At 68.5% G+C, this 17,608-nt stretch carries 15 protein-coding genes; 6 read left to right on the top strand and 9 right to left on the bottom strand.

Annotation, left to right across the window (positions count from 1 at the left end; genetic code table 11):
• Window positions 1-150 precede the first annotated feature (150 nt).
• On the top strand, window positions 151-1,449 hold the full coding sequence (gene clpX, locus EV649_RS05670) for an ATP-dependent Clp protease ATP-binding subunit ClpX (RefSeq protein ID WP_130381179.1): 1,299 nt from the start codon (window positions 151-153) through the stop codon (window positions 1,447-1,449).
• 170 nt (window positions 1,450-1,619) lie between these two features.
• On the opposite strand, the gene EV649_RS05665 is transcribed toward clpX, so the two are convergent.
• Genes EV649_RS05665 through EV649_RS05635 form a run of 7 tightly spaced genes read right to left on the bottom strand, consistent with a single transcriptional unit; the run spans window position 1,620 to window position 10,333 of the window.
• On the bottom strand, window positions 1,620-2,921 hold the full coding sequence (locus EV649_RS05665; protein WP_157996182.1) for a glutamate-1-semialdehyde 2,1-aminomutase: 1,302 nt from the start codon (window positions 2,919-2,921) through the stop codon (window positions 1,620-1,622).
• Between the two features lie 42 nt (window positions 2,922-2,963).
• The gene (locus EV649_RS05660; RefSeq protein ID WP_130381175.1) at window positions 2,964-4,331 is read right to left on the bottom strand and encodes a hypothetical protein; all 1,368 of its coding nucleotides are present in this window, start codon (window positions 4,329-4,331) and stop codon (window positions 2,964-2,966) included.
• Entirely contained in the window at window positions 4,328-5,125 is a 798-nt protein-coding gene (locus EV649_RS05655) for an amidohydrolase family protein (RefSeq protein ID WP_157996181.1), read from the bottom strand. The genes EV649_RS05660 and EV649_RS05655 overlap by 4 nt, the downstream gene beginning before the upstream one ends.
• The gene (locus EV649_RS05650; protein ID WP_130381171.1) at window positions 5,122-5,880 is read right to left on the bottom strand and encodes an amidohydrolase family protein; all 759 of its coding nucleotides are present in this window, start codon (window positions 5,878-5,880) and stop codon (window positions 5,122-5,124) included. The genes EV649_RS05655 and EV649_RS05650 overlap by 4 nt, the downstream gene beginning before the upstream one ends.
• A complete protein-coding gene (locus EV649_RS05645) occupies window positions 5,873-7,993 on the bottom strand; it encodes a heparinase II/III family protein (protein WP_130381169.1) in 2,121 nt (706 codons plus the stop codon). The genes EV649_RS05650 and EV649_RS05645 overlap by 8 nt, the downstream gene beginning before the upstream one ends.
• Window positions 7,990-9,024, bottom strand: a complete 1,035-nt coding sequence (locus tag EV649_RS05640) for a Gfo/Idh/MocA family oxidoreductase (protein WP_241997730.1) — start codon at window positions 9,022-9,024, stop codon at window positions 7,990-7,992. Before EV649_RS05640 ends, EV649_RS05645 begins: the two co-directional genes overlap by 4 nt.
• A 1-nt stretch (window position 9,025) precedes the next feature.
• Entirely contained in the window at window positions 9,026-10,333 is a 1,308-nt protein-coding gene (locus EV649_RS05635) for a sugar ABC transporter substrate-binding protein (protein ID WP_130381165.1), read from the bottom strand.
• A gap of 191 nt (window positions 10,334-10,524) precedes the next feature.
• Here EV649_RS05635 and EV649_RS05630 point away from each other — a divergent pair, with 191 nt between their 5' ends.
• From EV649_RS05630 to EV649_RS05615, 4 genes are read left to right on the top strand one after another with little or no spacing between them, the layout of a single operon-like run.
• Entirely contained in the window at window positions 10,525-11,406 is an 882-nt protein-coding gene (locus EV649_RS05630; protein WP_130381163.1) for a sugar ABC transporter permease, read from the top strand.
• Window positions 11,406-12,254, top strand: coding sequence for a carbohydrate ABC transporter permease (locus EV649_RS05625; protein WP_130381161.1), 849 nt, complete (start codon window positions 11,406-11,408; stop codon window positions 12,252-12,254). The genes EV649_RS05630 and EV649_RS05625 overlap by 1 nt, the downstream gene beginning before the upstream one ends.
• 30 nt (window positions 12,255-12,284) lie before the next feature.
• The gene (locus tag EV649_RS05620) at window positions 12,285-13,802 is read left to right on the top strand and encodes a hypothetical protein (RefSeq protein ID WP_130381159.1); all 1,518 of its coding nucleotides are present in this window, start codon (window positions 12,285-12,287) and stop codon (window positions 13,800-13,802) included.
• Complete coding sequence (locus EV649_RS05615; protein WP_130381157.1) at window positions 13,799-14,626, top strand: fumarylacetoacetate hydrolase family protein; 828 nt, start codon at window positions 13,799-13,801, stop codon at window positions 14,624-14,626. The genes EV649_RS05620 and EV649_RS05615 overlap by 4 nt, the downstream gene beginning before the upstream one ends.
• On the opposite strand, the gene EV649_RS05610 is transcribed toward EV649_RS05615, so the two are convergent.
• On the bottom strand, window positions 14,623-15,474 hold the full coding sequence (locus EV649_RS05610; RefSeq protein WP_130381155.1) for an NAD(P)H-binding protein: 852 nt from the start codon (window positions 15,472-15,474) through the stop codon (window positions 14,623-14,625). The two genes, EV649_RS05615 and EV649_RS05610, sit on opposite strands and share 4 nt — an antisense overlap.
• A gap of 121 nt (window positions 15,475-15,595) precedes the next feature.
• Here EV649_RS05610 and EV649_RS05605 point away from each other — a divergent pair, with 121 nt between their 5' ends.
• Window positions 15,596-16,495, top strand: coding sequence for an AraC family transcriptional regulator (locus tag EV649_RS05605; protein ID WP_130381153.1), 900 nt, complete (start codon window positions 15,596-15,598; stop codon window positions 16,493-16,495).
• On the opposite strand, the gene EV649_RS05600 is transcribed toward EV649_RS05605, so the two are convergent.
• Window positions 16,482-17,507 (bottom strand): helix-turn-helix transcriptional regulator, encoded by a 1,026-nt coding sequence (locus tag EV649_RS05600; protein ID WP_130381151.1) that lies wholly within the window; start codon window positions 17,505-17,507, stop codon window positions 16,482-16,484. The two genes, EV649_RS05605 and EV649_RS05600, sit on opposite strands and share 14 nt — an antisense overlap.
• Window positions 17,508-17,608: the final 101 nt, after the last annotated feature.

The raw sequence follows: 17,608 nt of genomic DNA, 5'->3' as shown, positions 1-17,608 counted from the left end.
TGGCGAGCGCGGTTTTTCGGCCCCGGACGGGGTACCGTCGAAATCGGATCGGGGTACTGACGATCGTCCCGGTTCCTGCGGCCTACGCCCTCCCGGCCCATGATGTTCTGCACAGTTCGATTGCGCATCGGATAGAAGGGATCTGCCCCGGTGGCACGCATTGGTGACGGCGGCGACCTGCTCAAGTGCTCGTTCTGCGGCAAGAGTCAGAAGCAGGTCAAGAAGCTCATCGCCGGTCCCGGCGTCTATATCTGCGACGAATGCATCGATCTCTGCAACGAGATCATCGAGGAGGAGCTGAACGAGGGCTCCGAGGTCGGTCTGACCGAGCTGCCGAAGCCGCGCGAGATCTACGACTTCCTCAACGCGTACGTCGTCGGTCAGGACGTGGCCAAGAAGGCACTCGCGGTGGCGGTCTACAACCACTACAAGCGGGTCCGCGACGGGCAGGGCGCCTCGAGCGCCGGCCGGCACGCGAAGGACGAGGCCGTCGAGCTGGCCAAGTCGAACATCCTGCTGATCGGCCCGACGGGCTGCGGCAAGACCTACCTCGCCCAGACGCTCGCCCGGATGCTGAACGTCCCGTTCGCGATCGCGGACGCGACGGCGCTGACCGAGGCCGGGTACGTCGGTGAGGACGTCGAGAACATCCTGCTGAAGCTGATCCAGGCCGCGGACTACGACGTCAAGAAGGCCGAGACCGGGATCATCTACATCGACGAGGTCGACAAGATCGCCCGCAAGAGCGAGAACCCGTCGATCACCCGGGACGTCTCCGGTGAGGGCGTGCAGCAGGCGCTGCTGAAGATCCTCGAAGGAACGACGGCGAGCGTGCCCCCGCAGGGCGGCCGCAAGCACCCGCACCAGGAGTTCATCCAGATCGACACGACCAATGTGCTGTTCATCGTCGGCGGCGCGTTCGCCGGTCTGGACCACATGGTCGAGCAGCGGGTCGGCAAGAAGTCCCTCGGCTTCAACACCGTGCGCGAGCCGGAGAAGCCGAAGGAGCTCGGCGGGTACGCCGACGTGATGCCGGAGGACCTGCTCAAGTTCGGTCTGATCCCCGAGTTCATCGGCCGGCTCCCGGTCATCACGACCGTCTCGCCGCTGGACCGCGACGCGCTGATCAAGATCCTGTCCGAGCCGAAGAACGCGCTGGTCAAGCAGTACCGGCGGCTGTTCGAGATCGACAACGTCGAGCTGGAGTTCGACGAGGACGCGGTCGAGGCGATCGCCGACCAGGCGCTGCTCCGTGGCACCGGCGCCCGTGGTCTGCGGGCGATCATGGAAGAGGTTCTCCTCAACGTGATGTACGAGGTGCCGAGCCGCGAGGACGTCGCGAAGGTCGTCGTCACCGGCGAGGTCGTGCTGGAGAACGTGAACCCCACGCTGATCCCGCGCGACCAGATCGAGCGCACCAAGCGCGACCGCCGCGAGAAGAGCGCGTAAGAGCTTCACGCTTCAGCAGGAGGCCGGGACCGTCACCAGACGGGTTCCCGGCCTCCTTCTCGTGGCGGACGCGACAGGAGCAGCCGGGCACTAGCCGCGCGCCCCGGCGCCGGCACGGCGCGACCTGCAACCAGGACCGCACAAGCCGTTCGCCCCGGCACCTGCTGGGACTAAAGCGCAGCGAGCACTGAGTCTGCTACCGCAATAGTCTCGTCGACGTGGTCTGCGGTGTGCTCGGTGGAGAGGAACCACAACCCGCGCGGGACGATGCTGATGCCGGCAGCGAACAGCCCCGCGTGGAAGCGAGTCATCGCGGCCCGGTCGCAGGCAGCGAACGTGCGGTAGTCCGTGACGGCGGCCTGGTCCGTGATGTACGTCTGGAGCACCGGACCGGGACCGTCCACGAGCAGCGGCACCCCATGCTTTGCAGCTGCCGCGCGCAGGCCGGCCATCAACCGTTGGCCTGTCGCGGTCAGTGGTGGATACACGTCGTCGCGGTGCTCGTCGAGATGACGCAGTACCGCGTCGGCGGCGGCCATCCCCACCGGATGGGAGTTGAACGTCCCGGCGTGCGCGACCTTCCCGTCCGCGATCGTCCCCATCACCTCGGCCGAGCCGACCAGTGCGGACACCTGCATCCCGCCGGCCATCGCCTTCCCGAACGCGGCCAGATCGGGTACGACGCCCAGCAGCTCACCGGCCCCGCCCGGAGCGACCCGGAACCCGGTGATGATCTCGTCGAAGATCAGTAACGATCCGTGCTGCTCGGTCAGCTCCCGGAGCCCTTCGAGATAACCAGGTGCCGGCGTGATGCAGCCGGTGTTGCAGAGCAGCGGCTCGAGGATGACCGCGGCGATCTCGTCCCCACTCCGTGCGAACACCTCAGCGACAGCAGGCAGATCGTTGTAGGGCAGGACGATCAGGTCGTCGGCGTCGTGCCGCGGCTGGCCCGCCGTACCGCCGACCGCGGTGGGGTGCCGGGCATCGCCGGCCAGCGCGAGGTCCGGATGCACGCTGTAGAGGACCGGGTCGAGCCAGCCGTGATAGTTGCCCTCGAACTTCACGATCTTCGGGCGCCCGGTGTGGCCGCGGGCCAGCCGGATCGCGCCGTGCACCGCCTCCGAGCCGACGGTGTTGAAGCGGACCAGTTCCGCAGCCGGCACCATGCTGCACAGGCGTTCGGCGACCTGTGCCTCCAACTCGTGCTGGGCGGCGTACGCGACGCCACGGCGTACCTGGTCGGAGACCGCGTCGGCGACGAGTGGTGCGGCGTGGCCGAGCAGGTTCGGGCCCTGGCCGAGCACGTAGTCCAGGTACCTGTTGCCGTCCACGTCCCACAGCTCGGCGCCGCGGGCGTGGTCCACGAACAGCGGCCGGTCGGCGCGCCGTGCGTCGCTGGAGACACCGCCTGCGATCACCTGTCGGGCGCGCGCGTACAGGCGGTCTGCGTGGTCGTGACGGCGAGTCTGCACAGGCTTCTCCAAGGTCAATCGAGAGAGGTCAATCGAGAGAGGTCAGTCGAGCTTCTCGGTGAGTAAGCGGAACTGCTGGCGTGGCCGGCCGCCAGCGGTCGAGCGAGCCGGGGGCAGCGGCCAGGCGAGACCTGCCTCGACCAGCTCCTTCAGCATCCGGCGGCCGGTCCGCTGGGTGACCTGCATGATCGCGGCGACGCTCTCGACGTCCACGACCACCTGACGACCAGGAGTCGAGCTCATGGCAGAGGCGATCGACGTGACGATCTCCAGCGCCCGCTGGTCGATCGGCGACGTCCCGTCGACCGGTGCGGACTCAGTCGTCGCAGGGCCGGGCTCGAGGTCCACCCGGTCGCTGCTGCCGTCTAGGTACACGGCCACCTTGCCGCCTGCCGCTACCGAGTCCTCAACGGCCATGAGGGCGTTTGCCTCAGCAGCACGAGCGGTCTGGCCGGTGCCGGCGCCTACAGCGACAGGCACGCCGAGCTGGGCAGTCAACGCGCCTAGGAAGGGCGCGACCGCGAACTGCTCAGTCAGCCGCAGCAGAGCGCCGTACGTCGTGGTGACCAGGAAGAGCGTGTCGGACCGGCGCGTGACTGACGCACCGACCTGGCGGGCCTCGGACAGCAGCTTCTGGTGCGTCGACAGCGCCAGCTCCTGCTGCCAGTAGTCACCCGACTCTGCCCGCGACGCACCGGTCGGAATGACCTGTACGGCGATCATCGCGAGCTGATGCGCTCCCATCCGGGTGCCCTGGCCGAGCAGTACGGCGGTCTCCAGCGCATCCCGCACGCTCGATCGCGTCGGCGCGATCCGCAGCACCGGTACGCCGTCCGCGCGCAGTTCACGCTCCACGGCCAGGATCGTGGTCAGCGCCAGCGTGGTGTGCTGGCGTTCCCACTTCTCCCGGTGGAACGCAGCGAATCCCGCGACGGACTCGGGGCCCTCGTACGGGACGTCGTACACCTGGGCGGTGTCCAGGCTGATCTCGCTGTACGCCTCGGAGACGTCCGCGAGTGAGAGCGAGTCGATGCTGACCCGGCTCAGGTCGACGTCCTTGATCGTCAGCGAGGCCCGCAGCAGGGCGGCGTACAGCGCGGCGCCGGTCAGCGGCAGGTGGGTCGACGGAACGGTGAGCCAGTGGCCGGTCGTCGCCAGGTCGAACGCCCACGGGCCGGGGAACACCGCCGCGTCGATCCGGTCCCGCAGCCGCAGGTAGCGCTCCTCGGCTTCGGACAGGTCGTCGTACCCGCCGGTCAGGAACCGCACGCCGTGCACGGACCGCTCCGCGACCTCCTGGCCGACCTCCGACATCGTCTTGACCAGCCGGCGCGGCCCGAACAGCCCGACCGTCACCGCCGGCAACCGCTCGCCGGACACCGGCTCGGACTGCTGCATCTCTTCCGTCATTGGCCAACCCCTCGTTCTCCCGGTAGCGGCCGCCACCGGAACAGCTTGCGGGCGTTCCCGCTGAGAACATCTTGGCGTTGACTCTCCGTCAGCGGTGCACAGACCACGCGGCCCAGCGACATGCGCTGGTCGATGAAGGGGAAGTCGGAACCGAACAGCACCCGCCCGCTGCCCACCTCGTCGACCATTGCGCGGATCAGCGGCCCGGTCATCTGAGAGCCGCACACTTCCAGCCAGAGCGAGTCGTACCGGCGGGCTGCCGCGATCGACTCGTCCACCCCGGCTGGCGTGATCCCGGCGTGCCCGAGAACCACCGACGTACCCGGGTAGCGCTCCGCGACCGCCTCGAACAGCCGCGGCGCGTCGTACGGCGACTGGTGCTCGGAGTGACTGAGCACGGGACAGCCGGTGGACTCGGCGAACTCCCACACCGCGGCGTACCGCGCGCCGGTGACCGGGTAGCGGTGCAGGCTCGGGTGCACCTTGATGCCGACGAACCGGTCGTCGCCCGCGAGCCGCTCGAGCTCGCGCTCCGGCTCCTGCCACGGATTGATGACCGCGTACGCCGCGATCCGGTCCGGGTACGCGTCGACCGCGGCGAGCGACTGCGAGTTGCCCAGGTGCGCGTCCTGCTGGATCGCGCGGTTCGCCGCGAGCACGGTGACGTCGGTGCCGGTCCGGTCCATCACCGCGACCATCGTCGCGGCGTCCGACTCGGGGATGAAGAACAGCGAGTACGGGCCGAGGTGCGCGTGCACGTCGACGATCCGATGCGGCGGCCGGCGCCCGATCATGCTCGGACTCCCTGGAGCAGCCGACGCGCGTTCTCGGAGCCGACGAGGCGGACCGTCGCGTCGTCGAGACCGGACCATGCGAGCCGGACGATGCTCTCGCCGGGATCACGGACCCCGAGACCGGTCGCGAACAGCAGCCGGTCGGCGAGGTCGTTGGCGACGAGCCACTCGACGCCCTGGTGCGCGGCGAAATCGACGAGATCGACGAAGACGTTGGTGTGGCCAACAAGCGCGGCCCAGAGTTCGCGGAGCTTCCGGTAGCCGAGGTTCGACACGACGATCGGCAGCTCCGGGAAGCGGGTCGCGATCGTGTTCAGGTCCGGCCAGGAGAGTTCCGCGGCATCGACGCACAACGGCAGGCGGTTGGTCTGGAGTGCGGCGTACAGGTCGTTGAGCAAAGCGGGGGAGAAGCCGTGCGACGCGGGGTGGATGCGGAAGGCCGCGACGCCGTCGTCCACAGCGCGATCGACCAGGGCGGTCAGCGAGTCGAGCTCACCGGACGTCGCGGGGACCGCGGTCCAGCACGCCAGTACGCCGCGGTCGGCCAGGTCGTGCGCGATCGCGGAGGCTTCCGCGTTGCCGCCGATCGGGTCGTGCAACCACGACGCCATCGCGCTCACCAGGGCGCCGGACAGCGCGTAGCGGTCCAGGTGCGCGGCGATCGCGTCTCGGTCGGTGGGTGGGAGCAGGGAGGCAGGATGCGCGCCGGTGACGATCCGCGCGTCGAACCACCCGCTCGTCACATCGTCACTCATAGCGAACCCCGTCAACAGTCCACGCCCCGGCGTACGGAAGAGTCAAGTGCGCCCACTCGTCCTCGGCGACCGCGTCGACCAGCATCCCGTTGAGCCTGATCTCGCCGCGTGCGCGGATCCACAGCCCGCAGCGTCCTGAACAGGTGATCTCGAAGTGGAGCTTGTCGCCGGTCGGCCTGGCCAGTACGTCGACGTCGTCGGTCGCCCGTAGGAGTGCCGGCAGCGTCCGCACCCGCCACCCGGTTGCCCAGGACAACTGACCGCCGACGGTCCGTGTCCACGTGGACCGCCCGATCCGGTCGACCGTCTCGTCGAGGGCGACCACCAGCTCACCATCGACCCGATCCACCGACACGTCGCCCGGCTCAGCCCCGGCGTGCGGCACCAGTACCGTCGTGAAGTCGCCGGTCGACCGCGTCACCGTGAGCGAATGCAGCGGGCCGTACTCAGCCGCCCGACGCTCCAGCACCGGATGACGAGCCACACCCTCGGTCAGCTCGACTGCAGCAGCATCACCGGCATCGATCAGCAGCAAGCCCGGTCCGTCGGGTGCAGAGGCGTCGTACGCGAGCGGGCCCACCTCACGCCACGGGTGCAGCGCATGCCAGCAAGCACGGAAGGTGTGCGCGTCCGGCGCGTGGTCGGTGACGACGACGTACGACGGGCTCTCGCGGACCAGTGCGATCGTTCGGGTCTGCTCGATGCCGTTGCCGTGGTGACGGCCCGAGAAGACCGCGAGCACACCGGTGTCCACCAGCGGATCGACGAGCACACCACGGTCCGTCGACAGCTCCTGGTCGTCGACGAGGACCGTGTTGTGGCCACGGCCCGACTGGTACCACGTCTGGTACTCCGGATCGTCGTAGCTCGGCGGACCGCCCGCCTCCCACAGCAACGGCTGCTGCCACCCGTCGAGCACCAGGTCCAGTACGGCGCGATGTGAGTGCGACTCCAACTCGTGCTCGACGTGCGGGCCGTGGTTGATCACCGCACGCAGTTCAGGGCTCCGCAGGATCGTGTACCCCGACTCCGGCAGCACAGTCGCCGGCGGCAACTCAGGCACCGCACCCGGCGTCAGCCACTGCTCCGGTCCGGCAGGAAACGTGGCCACCTCCGCAGCGAGCTCCGACGGCGACATCCATTGCGCTGCGACCCGCGCGAACACTGGGTCGTTCAGCAGGTAGCTGCCGCGCAGCAACGACGCTGCCGGCCACTCGATCCCACTGTCCTGCAGATGCGGTAGCCAGCCGCCCGACGACACCAGTTCGCACATCCACGTGTGCATCGCGGCAAAACGGGGATGTGCCGCAACAGCCGGGTCGATCCGTGCTGCGGTCTGCAGAGCTGTCAACACCATCCGGTGGTACCCAGGGGAGCGTTCGTAGTGCCCGCCGTCCGGATAGATGTCCAGCAGCAGGTGCTCCTCGATCCGCTGCCGCGCACGCTCCGCCCACGCCGCAGACTCCACGAGAGACGGAAGTACGGCGCTGAGGTGCAGGAGCTCGGTTGCGCACACCAGTTGCCAGTTCCCGTGCCGGAAGACGTCATGCTCGTCGTACGACCAGCGGGCTCCGCCGATGAGTGTCGCGACCAGCCGGCCCCACACGCGTCCGGACAGTGGCGAGGAGGTCAGGACCTCGAGTGTCGGCAGCAGACTGCGGCAGCGGGCCCACGTCCCGAGCGAGTACCAGATGACGTCGAGTCCCGGCCACTCACCGGTCACCGCGTCACGCTGCTCCACCCACTGATCGAGGTGTTGCTCGAACGCCTGCAGGTAGCGCTCGTCACCGGTCAGCAACCACGCCTGCACTCCAGGCGCGAGCCAGCCGAGGTAGTGGAAGCCATACAGCTGCGACCGCCCAAGTCCCTGTCCGGTGACATCAACACCGTCCAGTAGTGGAGCAGCAGCTGCTAGTACGGCGTCCGGTGTGGACCGAGTCGCCTCAGCCCACTCCGGCAACGGCCAAGCCGGCCGCCTCAGCTGCTCACCCACGTACGCGCGCAGCCCTGCCAAATCAGCGGCAGGTGAGCCGAACGCCTTGATCAGGTCGTCCGTCCCGATCCGGTTGACGCGCCCGTCGATATGCCGAGGCTTCTCAGGTCCTTCGCTCATGCGACCAGCATGGAGACGTCGACTGGCTGGCGGGTCTCGATCGACAGGTGGGCGGCCTCGAGTACGGCGGTGACGTTGCGGCTGCTCTCGATCGTGATCAGCGGTTCCCGGCCGGTGCGGCAGCAGTCGACCCAGTGCGCGATCGCGTCGGCGTACGCACCGGACGGGATGCCGTGCATGACCCGCTGCAGCATGTTCCGCGGGTAGCTGTAGCCGTCCGGCTTGGCCAGTACGACGTTCTCCCGCTGCCGATCCAGCTGCACCACACCGTTGTCCGCGACCACCGCGACGTACGAATCAACCGTCGTCGGGAACGTGTTCGGGTAGATCCACGCAGACTCGAACGTCGCCACCGCGCCGCGCGAGTACTCCGCCTGGATCTGGATCGCGTCCGGCGTCTCGATCCCGAGCGACCGGAGCTTGCCCCAGCGCGCGGTCGCGTAGACCCGGCGTACCTGGTCGCGGAGCAGCCACGACACCAGGTCGATGTCGTGGCTGGACAGGAACCAGGCGCAGGTCGTGCGATCGGCCCACGACAGCATCTCGGTCGGGACGAAGATCGTGTCGTCCTTGCGCGCGTACGCGACCGCGGCGTCGCCGAGGTCCGCGAGCAACTCGTAGGCCTGCGCGTACGCCGGCACCCACCGGTGATTGAACAGGCACATCGCGATCACGCCGTTCTCGCGGATCGCCTTCACCGCGGCGTCGGCCTCCGCGACCGACGTCGTCATCGGCTTCTCCACCAGGATGTGCTTCCCCGCCTCCGCGGCGCGGACCATCATCTCGCCGTGGACGTCGTCCGGCGTGGTCAGGACGACGGCGTCCACCGCGTCGTCGGCCAGCAGGGCCCCGAGGTCGGGATGGATCGTCGGCCGTGGCGCACCGCGCTCGGCGATCTCGTCCGCGAGCTGCGCGGCGGGGTCGGCCGATCGGCTGGTCACGGCCGTGATCTCGGCGTCGGCCCGGCCGGACAACGACAACGCATTGCCACGCCCCATGATCCCGGCCCCGACGATACCGATACGCAGCACGCTACTTGCCCTTCGCCAGAGTGTCGTTCCACGCCTTCTCGGCGTCATCCAAAGCCTGTTTCGCCGACTTGGTCCCGGACATGAACGCCCGCACCTGGTCGTCGAACAGCTGCCGCAGCTGCTCGTCGTTGCCCGACCCCATCGACGCGTCGATGCTCTGCTTGAAGGTGTCGACCAGGATCTTCCGCGCCTGGTCAGCAGGCGTGGTGCCGGAGATCTCGGTGAAGAACGGATCCGCGAGCGCCTTGACCGAGGACGGGTAGATCGGCACCAGCTTGCACAACGCGAGCTGCTGCTCGGGCGCGGCGACGTACTTGAGCCAGGCGGCTGCGGCGGCCTGGTTGTCCGACTTCGCGGGGATGCCCATCACCTGCTGGCCGGGCATGTAGAACTTGCCGCCGGCACCGGTCACCGGCGGGCCGACCGTGATCGACGAGTAGACATCGGGTGCGTTCTTCTCGACGTTCAGCAGCGAGCTGGACACGGCGGCCGGGTTGAACGCGATGCCCTTGTTCTCCAGCGACTGCGGCATGTCCCGCGGGTTCTCGCTGAGGCTTCCGGGGGCGATCGCGCCCGAGCTGAAGAGCGGCTTGAACTTCTCCAGCAGCGCGAGGGCCTCGGGGGTGTTGAAGGCGGCCTTCTTCCCGTCCTCCGACAGCAGCGGAACGCCGTTCGCCTGGACGACGCTCGAGTACGCCATGAAGTTGGTCGCCGACTTGCCGGTCGCGTCGTGGTACGTCTTCGCCAGCGTGAGCGCGTCGTCGTACGTCTTCGGCGGCTTGGCCGCGTCGAAGCCGGCCTTGGCCAGCAGATCCTTGTTGTAGAACGCCAGTGACGTGCCGCCGTTGTACCAGGGGATCGCGATGCGCTTGCCGTCGACAACCAACGGCTCGGCCAGGTTCGGCAGGTACGCGGCGACGTCGTCGGTGCTGAACAGCGAGCTCAGGTCGGCCATCGAGCCGGCGAACAGGCCGGTGGTCGCGGAGGTGAAGTTGACGACGTCCGGCACCTTGCCGCTGGCGATCGCGGCCAGAAGCTTGGTGGTGATGTCGGCACCCGGTACGTCGACCCACTTGATCGAGACCTTCGGGTGCTCCTTCTGGTAGGCGTCGATCCACTTCTGGATATCCGGCCCGTAGTTCTTCTGCAGGTTGATCGTCCACCACTCGACGTCACCGGAGTAGGCGTCGCCGGACTGTTTCTGGTCGTCGCTCCCGCCCGCCGGACTGCCGGACACGCAGCCGGCCAAACTGGCGCACAGCGCGAGGACGAGAGCGGCGGCAACAGCGGTGAGTCGGAGTCGGGCCATCGTTGGCTCCTCAGGAGGGGAATGTCCTAAACCTGGCTTACAGACACCAGAGTGTTCGCCATCAACTCGCGCGAGTCAACGGAAGATGGGGAAATTTTCTGGAGTTACCGCTTCCGGGGCGCTGAGTTCTGCGTTACGGTTCCCGTCAGCTTGGTATCCGAAATCCTGGTTTCAGACACGAGGAGTAGCGCATGCCGGGTCTCCGGGGCCGCGTGGTCGGTCAGCACTGGTACACGCCGTACGTGTTCATGCTGCCCGGGCTGCTGTTCTACGCCGCGATGTTCGCGTGGCCGGCCGTGATCGCGATCCAGCTCGCGTTCTCCGACTACGACATCGTGCATCCGGTGCGCTTCTCCGGGCTGGACAACTTCGTCCGGCTGGCCCACGACCCGCGGGTCTGGATCGCGCTGCGGAACTCGCTGCTGTTCGTGCTGATGTTCCTGCCGCTGACCGTGGTCGCGCCGCTGTTCCTGGCGATGCTGGTGAACCTCAAGCTGCGGGCGATTCAGGCGTTCCGGATGCTCTACTACCTGCCGGTGATCACGTCGATGGTCGCGGTGGCGGTCACCTGGCGGTACGTGTTCAACCGCGAGGGCGTCGTGAACTGGGTGCTCGGCCTGTTCGGCGCCGGGCCGACCGACTTCCTGCTCGACCGGCACTGGGCCCTGCCGACCGTCGTCCTGCTGGAGGCGTGGAAGAACGCCGGTCTGTTCATGATGATCTACCTGGCCGGGTTGCAGTCCGTCCCGTCGGACCAGATCGAAGCGGCCACGATCGACGGCGCGAACGCGTGGCAGCGGCTGCTGAACGTCGTCGTACCGTCGCTGCGGCCCACGTTCGCGGTCACGCTCGTGCTCAGCATGCTCGAGGCGATGCGGGCCTTCGAGTCGGTGTACGTGCTGACCCGCGGCGGGCCGCTCGACTCCACTCTCACCCTCGGCTACTACATCTGGTCGAAAGCCTTCGAGGACTACGACATGGGCTATGCGAGCGCCGTCGGCCTGCTGCTGTGGGCGATCATGATCGTCCTGGCCGGCTTCAACCTCTTGGTGACCCGGCGGAGGGACGTCTGATGGCCCGCAGGTTGTACCGGCCCAAGCCGCCGATCAACGGACGGCGCATCGGTCTCTATGTCCTGCTGATCGCGGTCGCCGCGTTGTTCATCGGGCCGTTCCTGATCCTGCTCAGCGCCGCGACCAAACCCGCCAGCCAGGACGTGTTCGGGTTCCCGCCCGACCTGATCCCGCGCCCGCCGGTGTTCGAATGGTTCCGCGAGGCGTGGACGACGATCCCGTACGCGCGGTTCCTGGTGAACTCGGTGCTGTACGTCGGCATCACCGTCCCGGTGTACCTCGTGGTGTCCGCGCTGACGGCGTACCCGCTGGCGAGGATCGCGTTCCGCGGCCGCGGCGTGTTCTTCATGCTGTTCCTGTCGATCATGTTCCTGCCCGGCGAGCTGATGCTGATCCCGCGGTTCCTGGTGATGAGCGAGCTCGGGCTGACCGACACGTTCGCCGCGGTGATCCTGCCCGCGATCCTGTCGTCGCTCGGGATCTTCCTGCTCCGCCAGGCGTTCTCGCAGATCCCGGACGAGATCGTCGAGGCCGCCCGCGTCGACGGCGCGAACGAGTTCGCGATCTTCTGGCGGATCTGCGTGCCGATCGTCGCGCCGACGCTCGCCGTACTGGCGATCCTCGGGTTCGTGTCGGTGTGGAACAGCTTCATCTGGCCGCTCGTGGTGCTGACCAGCCAGTCCAAGTTCCCGATCGCGCTCGGGATCGCCTATCTGAGCGGCGTCTCCGGCACCGACGTCCGCGGTCTCGCCGCCGGCACTGTGATCTCGCTCGTCCCGGTAATTGTCGTCTTTCTCCTGCTGCAGAAACGCATCCTCAACAGCATGGGCGGCGCAGTCAAAGGCTGACCCATCCCTTCCTTCCTTTGTGAGGCACCGATGCACCCTGAGCTCAGCCGCCGCACGCTCCTACTCACCAGCGCCGCCGGCGGGGTCGCCGCCTGGGCCGGTCTCCCGGCCCTGTCGGCCTCCGCCGATCCACTCGTCTACGACTCTCCGGCCGCGTTCGACGCCGCGCAGGCCGGATATCTCGCGTCCAACGCCCAGGACAACGAGGTCGGTCTGTACGCCTGGGGCGAGTCCTACTTCCTGCTCGCCCTGCTACGGATGTACGAGGCCTACCAGGACGAGCGCTACCTGCGCACGTTCGAGGACCGCGCCCGGCACCTGATGAAGACCACCGACCACGCCCGGCGCGTCCAGGACTACGCCGGCCGGTCCGGAAAGGTCTGGCGCACGGCCGGCAACTACACCGCCGGCCACGGCGTGCTCCCCGACGGCAACGGCACTCCGGCGATCCAGCTCCGCTGGGCCGGAATCAGGTCGGCCGAGTCAACAGCCGAGGTCCTGAACGTTGCCGACGGCACCTTCGACCTCGTGCTCCGCAACCCCGCCACGACCAGCGTCGTCACGCTGCCCGCTGTCAGCCTCGATCCGGCGTCACCGACGTACGTCGTGACAGCGGTCAACAACGCCTACAACGCGTCCCTGCGCTGGACCGCAGTCGATCTGCGTACGGCTCCCGCGGCCGCGCCCGCACCGGCGGCGACCACGATCGCGTTCAAATCGCAGTACTACGTGTTCGCCGTGCACACCGGCATGATCGCGTTCCCGTTGGCCCGCTACGCCCGGATGGTGCTGCAATCGCCGAAGCTCCGACGCAGTCAGGAGTTCGCGAGGGAGGTTCTGGACGCTGCGACCGCGGCGGTGGCGTTCCATGACCCGGAGTGGGTGTCGCGCGCTGACGGCACTGGCGACTACGTGTGGCCGAAGGGCGCGCCGATCCCGTTCGACGGGACCATCCAGCCGTACAACCAGAGCCAGGGCATCGGCCAGGTGCTGGTCGAGCTGTTCCGCGTGACCAAGCAGCCGCGCTACCGCACCCGGGTCCTGCAGATGCTGAAGGCGTACGAGCCCGCGCTACGACTCGTTGGCGACGCCTACGTCTGGACCTACTGGCCGCCGTACAGCCAGCTGTACGCCGGGTACCCGAAGACCGCGGGCATCTCGGAGTACACGCCGTCGTACCCGGCCTCGAAGCAGATCGAGGATCTGAGCCACGCCGCGATCAGCACCGAGTTCGTGCATGCGGCGTACGACGCGGGGATCGCCGGTGGACCCGCGACGGACATCCAGCGCTTCACGAAGACGTTCACGCAGAAGCTGATCCGGTCGGCGACCGAGGTCTGGTACCGGGTCGACGGGACCGGCGACGCGGTGCCGGCGAACGCGGTGCAGTGTGCACGCTGGGGTGCTTATGCCGAACAGGATCTGCTTGTCTATCAGCAGTCCCTGCGCGTGTACGACGCCGTACAGCTCGTCCCGGTGCAAGGCTCGCACGCATTGGGTATCGCCTACCTGAACTGGGCGAAGAACTCTGGTTGGAGGAACAAGTGAGACTGCTCCGGATCCACACCGACGACGGACTGCGCGACGCCGTACTCACCGATGACGGCCGGGTGGTGACGTTGCCGGGTACGTCGGAGGCGTTCGACCCGGACCGCTGGCGCGAACGGGCCGCCGCGGCAACCGACCCGGCGGTGGAGTTCGAGGCGGTACGGCTGGCTGCGCCGCTCAGCCCCGGGAAGATCGTGTGCGTCGGACTGAACTACGCCGACCACGCGGCCGAGGGCGGTCAGGCGGCGCCGGCCGAGCCGATCCTGTTCATGAAGGCGCCGGACACCGTGGTCGGTGCGCAGGACGACGTGGTGATTCCGCGTGGCAGCGAGAAGACCGACTGGGAGGTCGAGCTGGGCGTGGTGATCGGGCGTACGGCGTCGTACCTCGCCGACGAGGCGTCGGCGATGGAGCATATCGCCGGGTATGTCCTGGTGAACGACGTGTCCGAGCGGCACTTCCAGCTCGAGCGCGGCGGGCAATGGGACAAGGGCAAGAACTCGGCGACGTTCTGCCCGCTCGGTCCGTGGATCCTGACCGCGGACGAGGTGCCGGATCCGCAGGCGATCAAGCTCGGGCTGGACGTGAACGGCGAGGCGCTGCAGGACAGTTCGACGGCCGAGATGATCTTCGGCGTCGCGCACCTGGTGCACTACATCACGCAGTTCATGACGCTCTACCCGGGCGACGTGATCAGCACCGGCACGCCGGCCGGCGTAGGCGCGGGGCAGAAACCACCCCGGTACCTACGCGCGGGCGACGTACTGCGGGTGTGGGCAGACGGCCTGGGCGAGCAGCACAACCAGCTCGTCGCGGCTCCTTAGACCTTCAAGGCGGCGGCGATGGTGTCGGCGATGGGCGTGGTCGGGCGGCCGATGAGGCGGCTGAGGTCGGAGCCGCGGCCCGCGAGGAGGCCGCGTTCGATGGCGTTGTCGACGCCGACGAGGATCGGGACGAACGGCGCGGGGATCCCGGCGCCGGTCAGCACCTGGGTGAGGTCCTCGGGGGAGAGGTTGTTGTAGGCAACGTCCTGACCCGACTGCTTGGACAGCTCGGCGGCGTACTCGGTCAGCGTGAAGGCCGAGTCGCCGTTCAGCTCGTACGCCTTCTTCTCGTGCCCCTCGCCGGTCAGTACGACGGCGGCCGCCGCCGCGTAGTCCCGCCGCGCGGCCGATGCGATCCGACCGTCCCCGGCACCGCCGAAGACGCCGTTGGCCAGCTGTACGGCGATCTGGTCCGTGTAGACCTCGCTGTACCAGCCGTTGCGCAGGAACGTGTACGGCAGACCGGAATCGAGGATCGCCTGCTCGGTGGCGATGTGGTCGGCAGCCAGATCGAAGTCGGCGTCAGGTCCGCCGAGCACACTGGTGTACGCGATCCGCGCGACCCCGGCGTTCGTGGCGGCGGTGATGACCGCCTGGTGCTGCTCGCGGCGGTTCGGCTCGAGGCCCGAGATCAGCAGGACCGTGTCACCGGCGCCGAAGGCCTTCGCCAGCGCGTCCGGGTCGTTGTAGTCGGCGACCCGGACCTCGACGCCGCGGTCCGCGATCGGGGCCGCCTTCGCGGCGCTCCGCGCGACCGCGACGACCTGATCGGCGGGGACGCGCTGCAGCAGCCCGTCGATGACGAGCGTGCCCAGGTGTCCGGTGGCGGCGGTGACAACGATGCTCATTCATACTCCTAGTCGTTGGTGTTCTGTCACCGACAGTAGGCCGTCTGTGCGAGCGGATCTATGTCCATTGAGCGCGCCTTTATATCCGATCGTCTTGACCGCTGCGCGTATCATGACAGGTATGGATGTGCTCGCCGATGTTGTCTCCGCGATGAAGACCGGCCCGGCCACGTCCGGGCGCACCGACGTCCGGGGTCCGTGGGGGCTGCGGATGGTGCACTCCTTCGGCGCCACCTTCCACCTCGTCCTGCAAGGTACGGCGTGGTTGCTGCCGCCGGAGGGAGACCCGATCCCGCTCGGCCCGGGCGACGCGGTCCTGATGCCACGCGGCGTCGAGCACGCGATCGCCGACCACCCGGATTCGCCGCTGGTCGATTTCGACCCGTCCGTCGAGGAGCCGCCGCAGGGTCAGGGTGCGCGGTCGTTGCTGCTGTGCGGCACGTACCGGCTGGACCGCGAGCGCCCGCACCCGGTGCTGAGCAGGCTGCCCGACGTGGTCGTCGTACCGGCGAACCCGGGACGCCACCGTTCGTTGCATACGGCAATCAGCATCCTGGGTGAGGAGCTCGACGCGCAGCGCCCCGGCGCGGCTGCCGTGGTGCCGGCGCTGGTGGATGCGTTGCTGGTGCTGATCCTGCGGGCCTGGTTCGAGAACAACGACTGCCCGGCGGATCGGGGCTGGGCACGGGCCCTGACCGATCCCGCGGTCGTGCAGTCGCTGGAGCTCATCCACGAGCGGCCGGGCGCCGCGTGGACGGTCGCCGACCTGGCGTCCGATGTCGGTCTCTCGCGGGCCGCCTTCGCGCGGCGATTCACCGAAGCGGTCGGGGAGCCTCCTCTGACGTACCTGTCCCGTTGGCGGATGACGACCGCGGCGCGGCTGCTGCGGGATTGCGATCGCCCGCTCGCCACGGTGGCGAAGGAGATCGGCTACACGTCGGAGTTCGCGTTCGCGAAGGCGTTCAAGCGCGACTTCGGCGTACCGCCCGGCACCTATCGCAAGCAGGTCATCCCGGCCTGAGGGTCGCGACCAGTTCACCGCGGCTGCGGACGCCGACCTTGGCGAACGCCGACTTCAGGTGGTCCTGGATCGTGTGTGGCGAGATCGACAGCCGGTCGGCGATCGCGCCGGTGGTGTGCCCGGAGATGATCTCCAGGCAGATCTCCCGCTCCCGCGTCGTCAGGCCGTACGCCGCGAGCAGCATGCCGACCAGATGCTGACCCGAGGCAGGCTCGATCGTCACCACGATCTCGTCCTCGATCTCGCTGAACAGCCGGCTGCCCTGCATCAGAACCCACTCGCCGGACGCGGTCTGCACCCGCGCCTGGAAGGTGCCGGAGGCACGCGTGCCCGTGACGACAGCCCGGAGCAGTACGCCAAAGCGTCCCGGCGCGATCTCGTCCAGCTCGTCCTGCCAGGTCCGTGCGGCCGCGGTGATCGCCCGCAGCTCGCCGGTCGGGCCGGTGACGACGATCGACGGGCCGACCCCTCCGCGGTACCCGTGTGCGTCCGTGCGTACGGCGACCCGCGTCGCCGCGCCGATGACCGGCGCCACCGACCCGAGGAACTCGACCTCCCGATCGCTGAAGTCGGGACCGCTGCGGACGAACCCGGCCGCGCCCCAGCAGTCCCCGTCGACGACGAAGGTCGTCCGCACCTCGTGCTCGATCCCGAGCGGCCGCCACACCTCGTTCAGTCGCCGGTGACCGACGACCTCGCGGTACGGCAGGTCCGACAATCGCGCGACCTGGTGTGAGGTGCGGGCCAGTTCGGCGAACGAGTTCGGCACGGTTCCGGCGTACTCCGTCTCCGCCAGCCGCGGCTCGTACTCCGATGGGATGCGGGCCGCGCCGCTGGTCATCGAGCTGATCACCAGCGTGCCCGGATCCATCCCGGCCCAGCAGGTGAGCTCGCTGCCGACGACCTGTTCGACCACCTCGATCGCGGCCGCGTGCAGTTCGGCGACGCCCATACCCGAGGTCGCCAGTGCCGCGATGTCCCGGCGCGCGGCCCGCGCCCGGCCCTCCCACATGCGCTCAGTATGCGCCGACGTACCACCGCCGCCTATCCCCGAAATGTGGGGATTCCGGCGGTCCCGACGAGCCCATCCGCACGGGATACCTCTGTCGTACG

The sequence above is a fragment of the Kribbella sp. VKM Ac-2569 genome, assembly GCF_004216905.1.
Lineage (GTDB): Bacteria > Actinomycetota > Actinomycetes > Propionibacteriales > Kribbellaceae > Kribbella.
The sequence above is the reverse complement of the archived record's forward strand: the minus strand, read 5'-3'. Positions and strand labels throughout refer to the sequence as shown.

Excerpts from the sequence above, each read along its gene's own strand:
- EV649_RS05630 (WP_130381163.1), top strand. The coding sequence starts at position 10,525 with ATGCCGGGTCTCCGGGGCCGCGTGGTCGGTCAGCACTGGTACACGCCG.
- EV649_RS05650 (WP_130381171.1), bottom strand. The coding sequence starts at position 5,880 with ATGAGTGACGATGTGACGAGCGGGTGGTTCGACGCGCGGATCGTCACC.
- EV649_RS05645 (WP_130381169.1), bottom strand. The coding sequence starts at position 7,993 with ATGAGCGAAGGACCTGAGAAGCCTCGGCATATCGACGGGCGCGTCAAC.
- EV649_RS05625 (WP_130381161.1), top strand. The coding sequence starts at position 11,406 with ATGGCCCGCAGGTTGTACCGGCCCAAGCCGCCGATCAACGGACGGCGC.
- EV649_RS05660 (WP_130381175.1), bottom strand. The coding sequence starts at position 4,331 with ATGACGGAAGAGATGCAGCAGTCCGAGCCGGTGTCCGGCGAGCGGTTG.
- EV649_RS05610 (WP_130381155.1), bottom strand. The coding sequence starts at position 15,474 with ATGAGCATCGTTGTCACCGCCGCCACCGGACACCTGGGCACGCTCGTC.
- EV649_RS05620 (WP_130381159.1), top strand. The coding sequence starts at position 12,285 with ATGCACCCTGAGCTCAGCCGCCGCACGCTCCTACTCACCAGCGCCGCC.
- EV649_RS05655 (WP_157996181.1), bottom strand. The coding sequence starts at position 5,125 with ATGATCGGGCGCCGGCCGCCGCATCGGATCGTCGACGTGCACGCGCAC.
- EV649_RS05600 (WP_130381151.1), bottom strand. The coding sequence starts at position 17,507 with ATGTGGGAGGGCCGGGCGCGGGCCGCGCGCCGGGACATCGCGGCACTG.
- EV649_RS05635 (WP_130381165.1), bottom strand. The coding sequence starts at position 10,333 with ATGGCCCGACTCCGACTCACCGCTGTTGCCGCCGCTCTCGTCCTCGCG.
- EV649_RS05605 (WP_130381153.1), top strand. The coding sequence starts at position 15,596 with ATGGATGTGCTCGCCGATGTTGTCTCCGCGATGAAGACCGGCCCGGCC.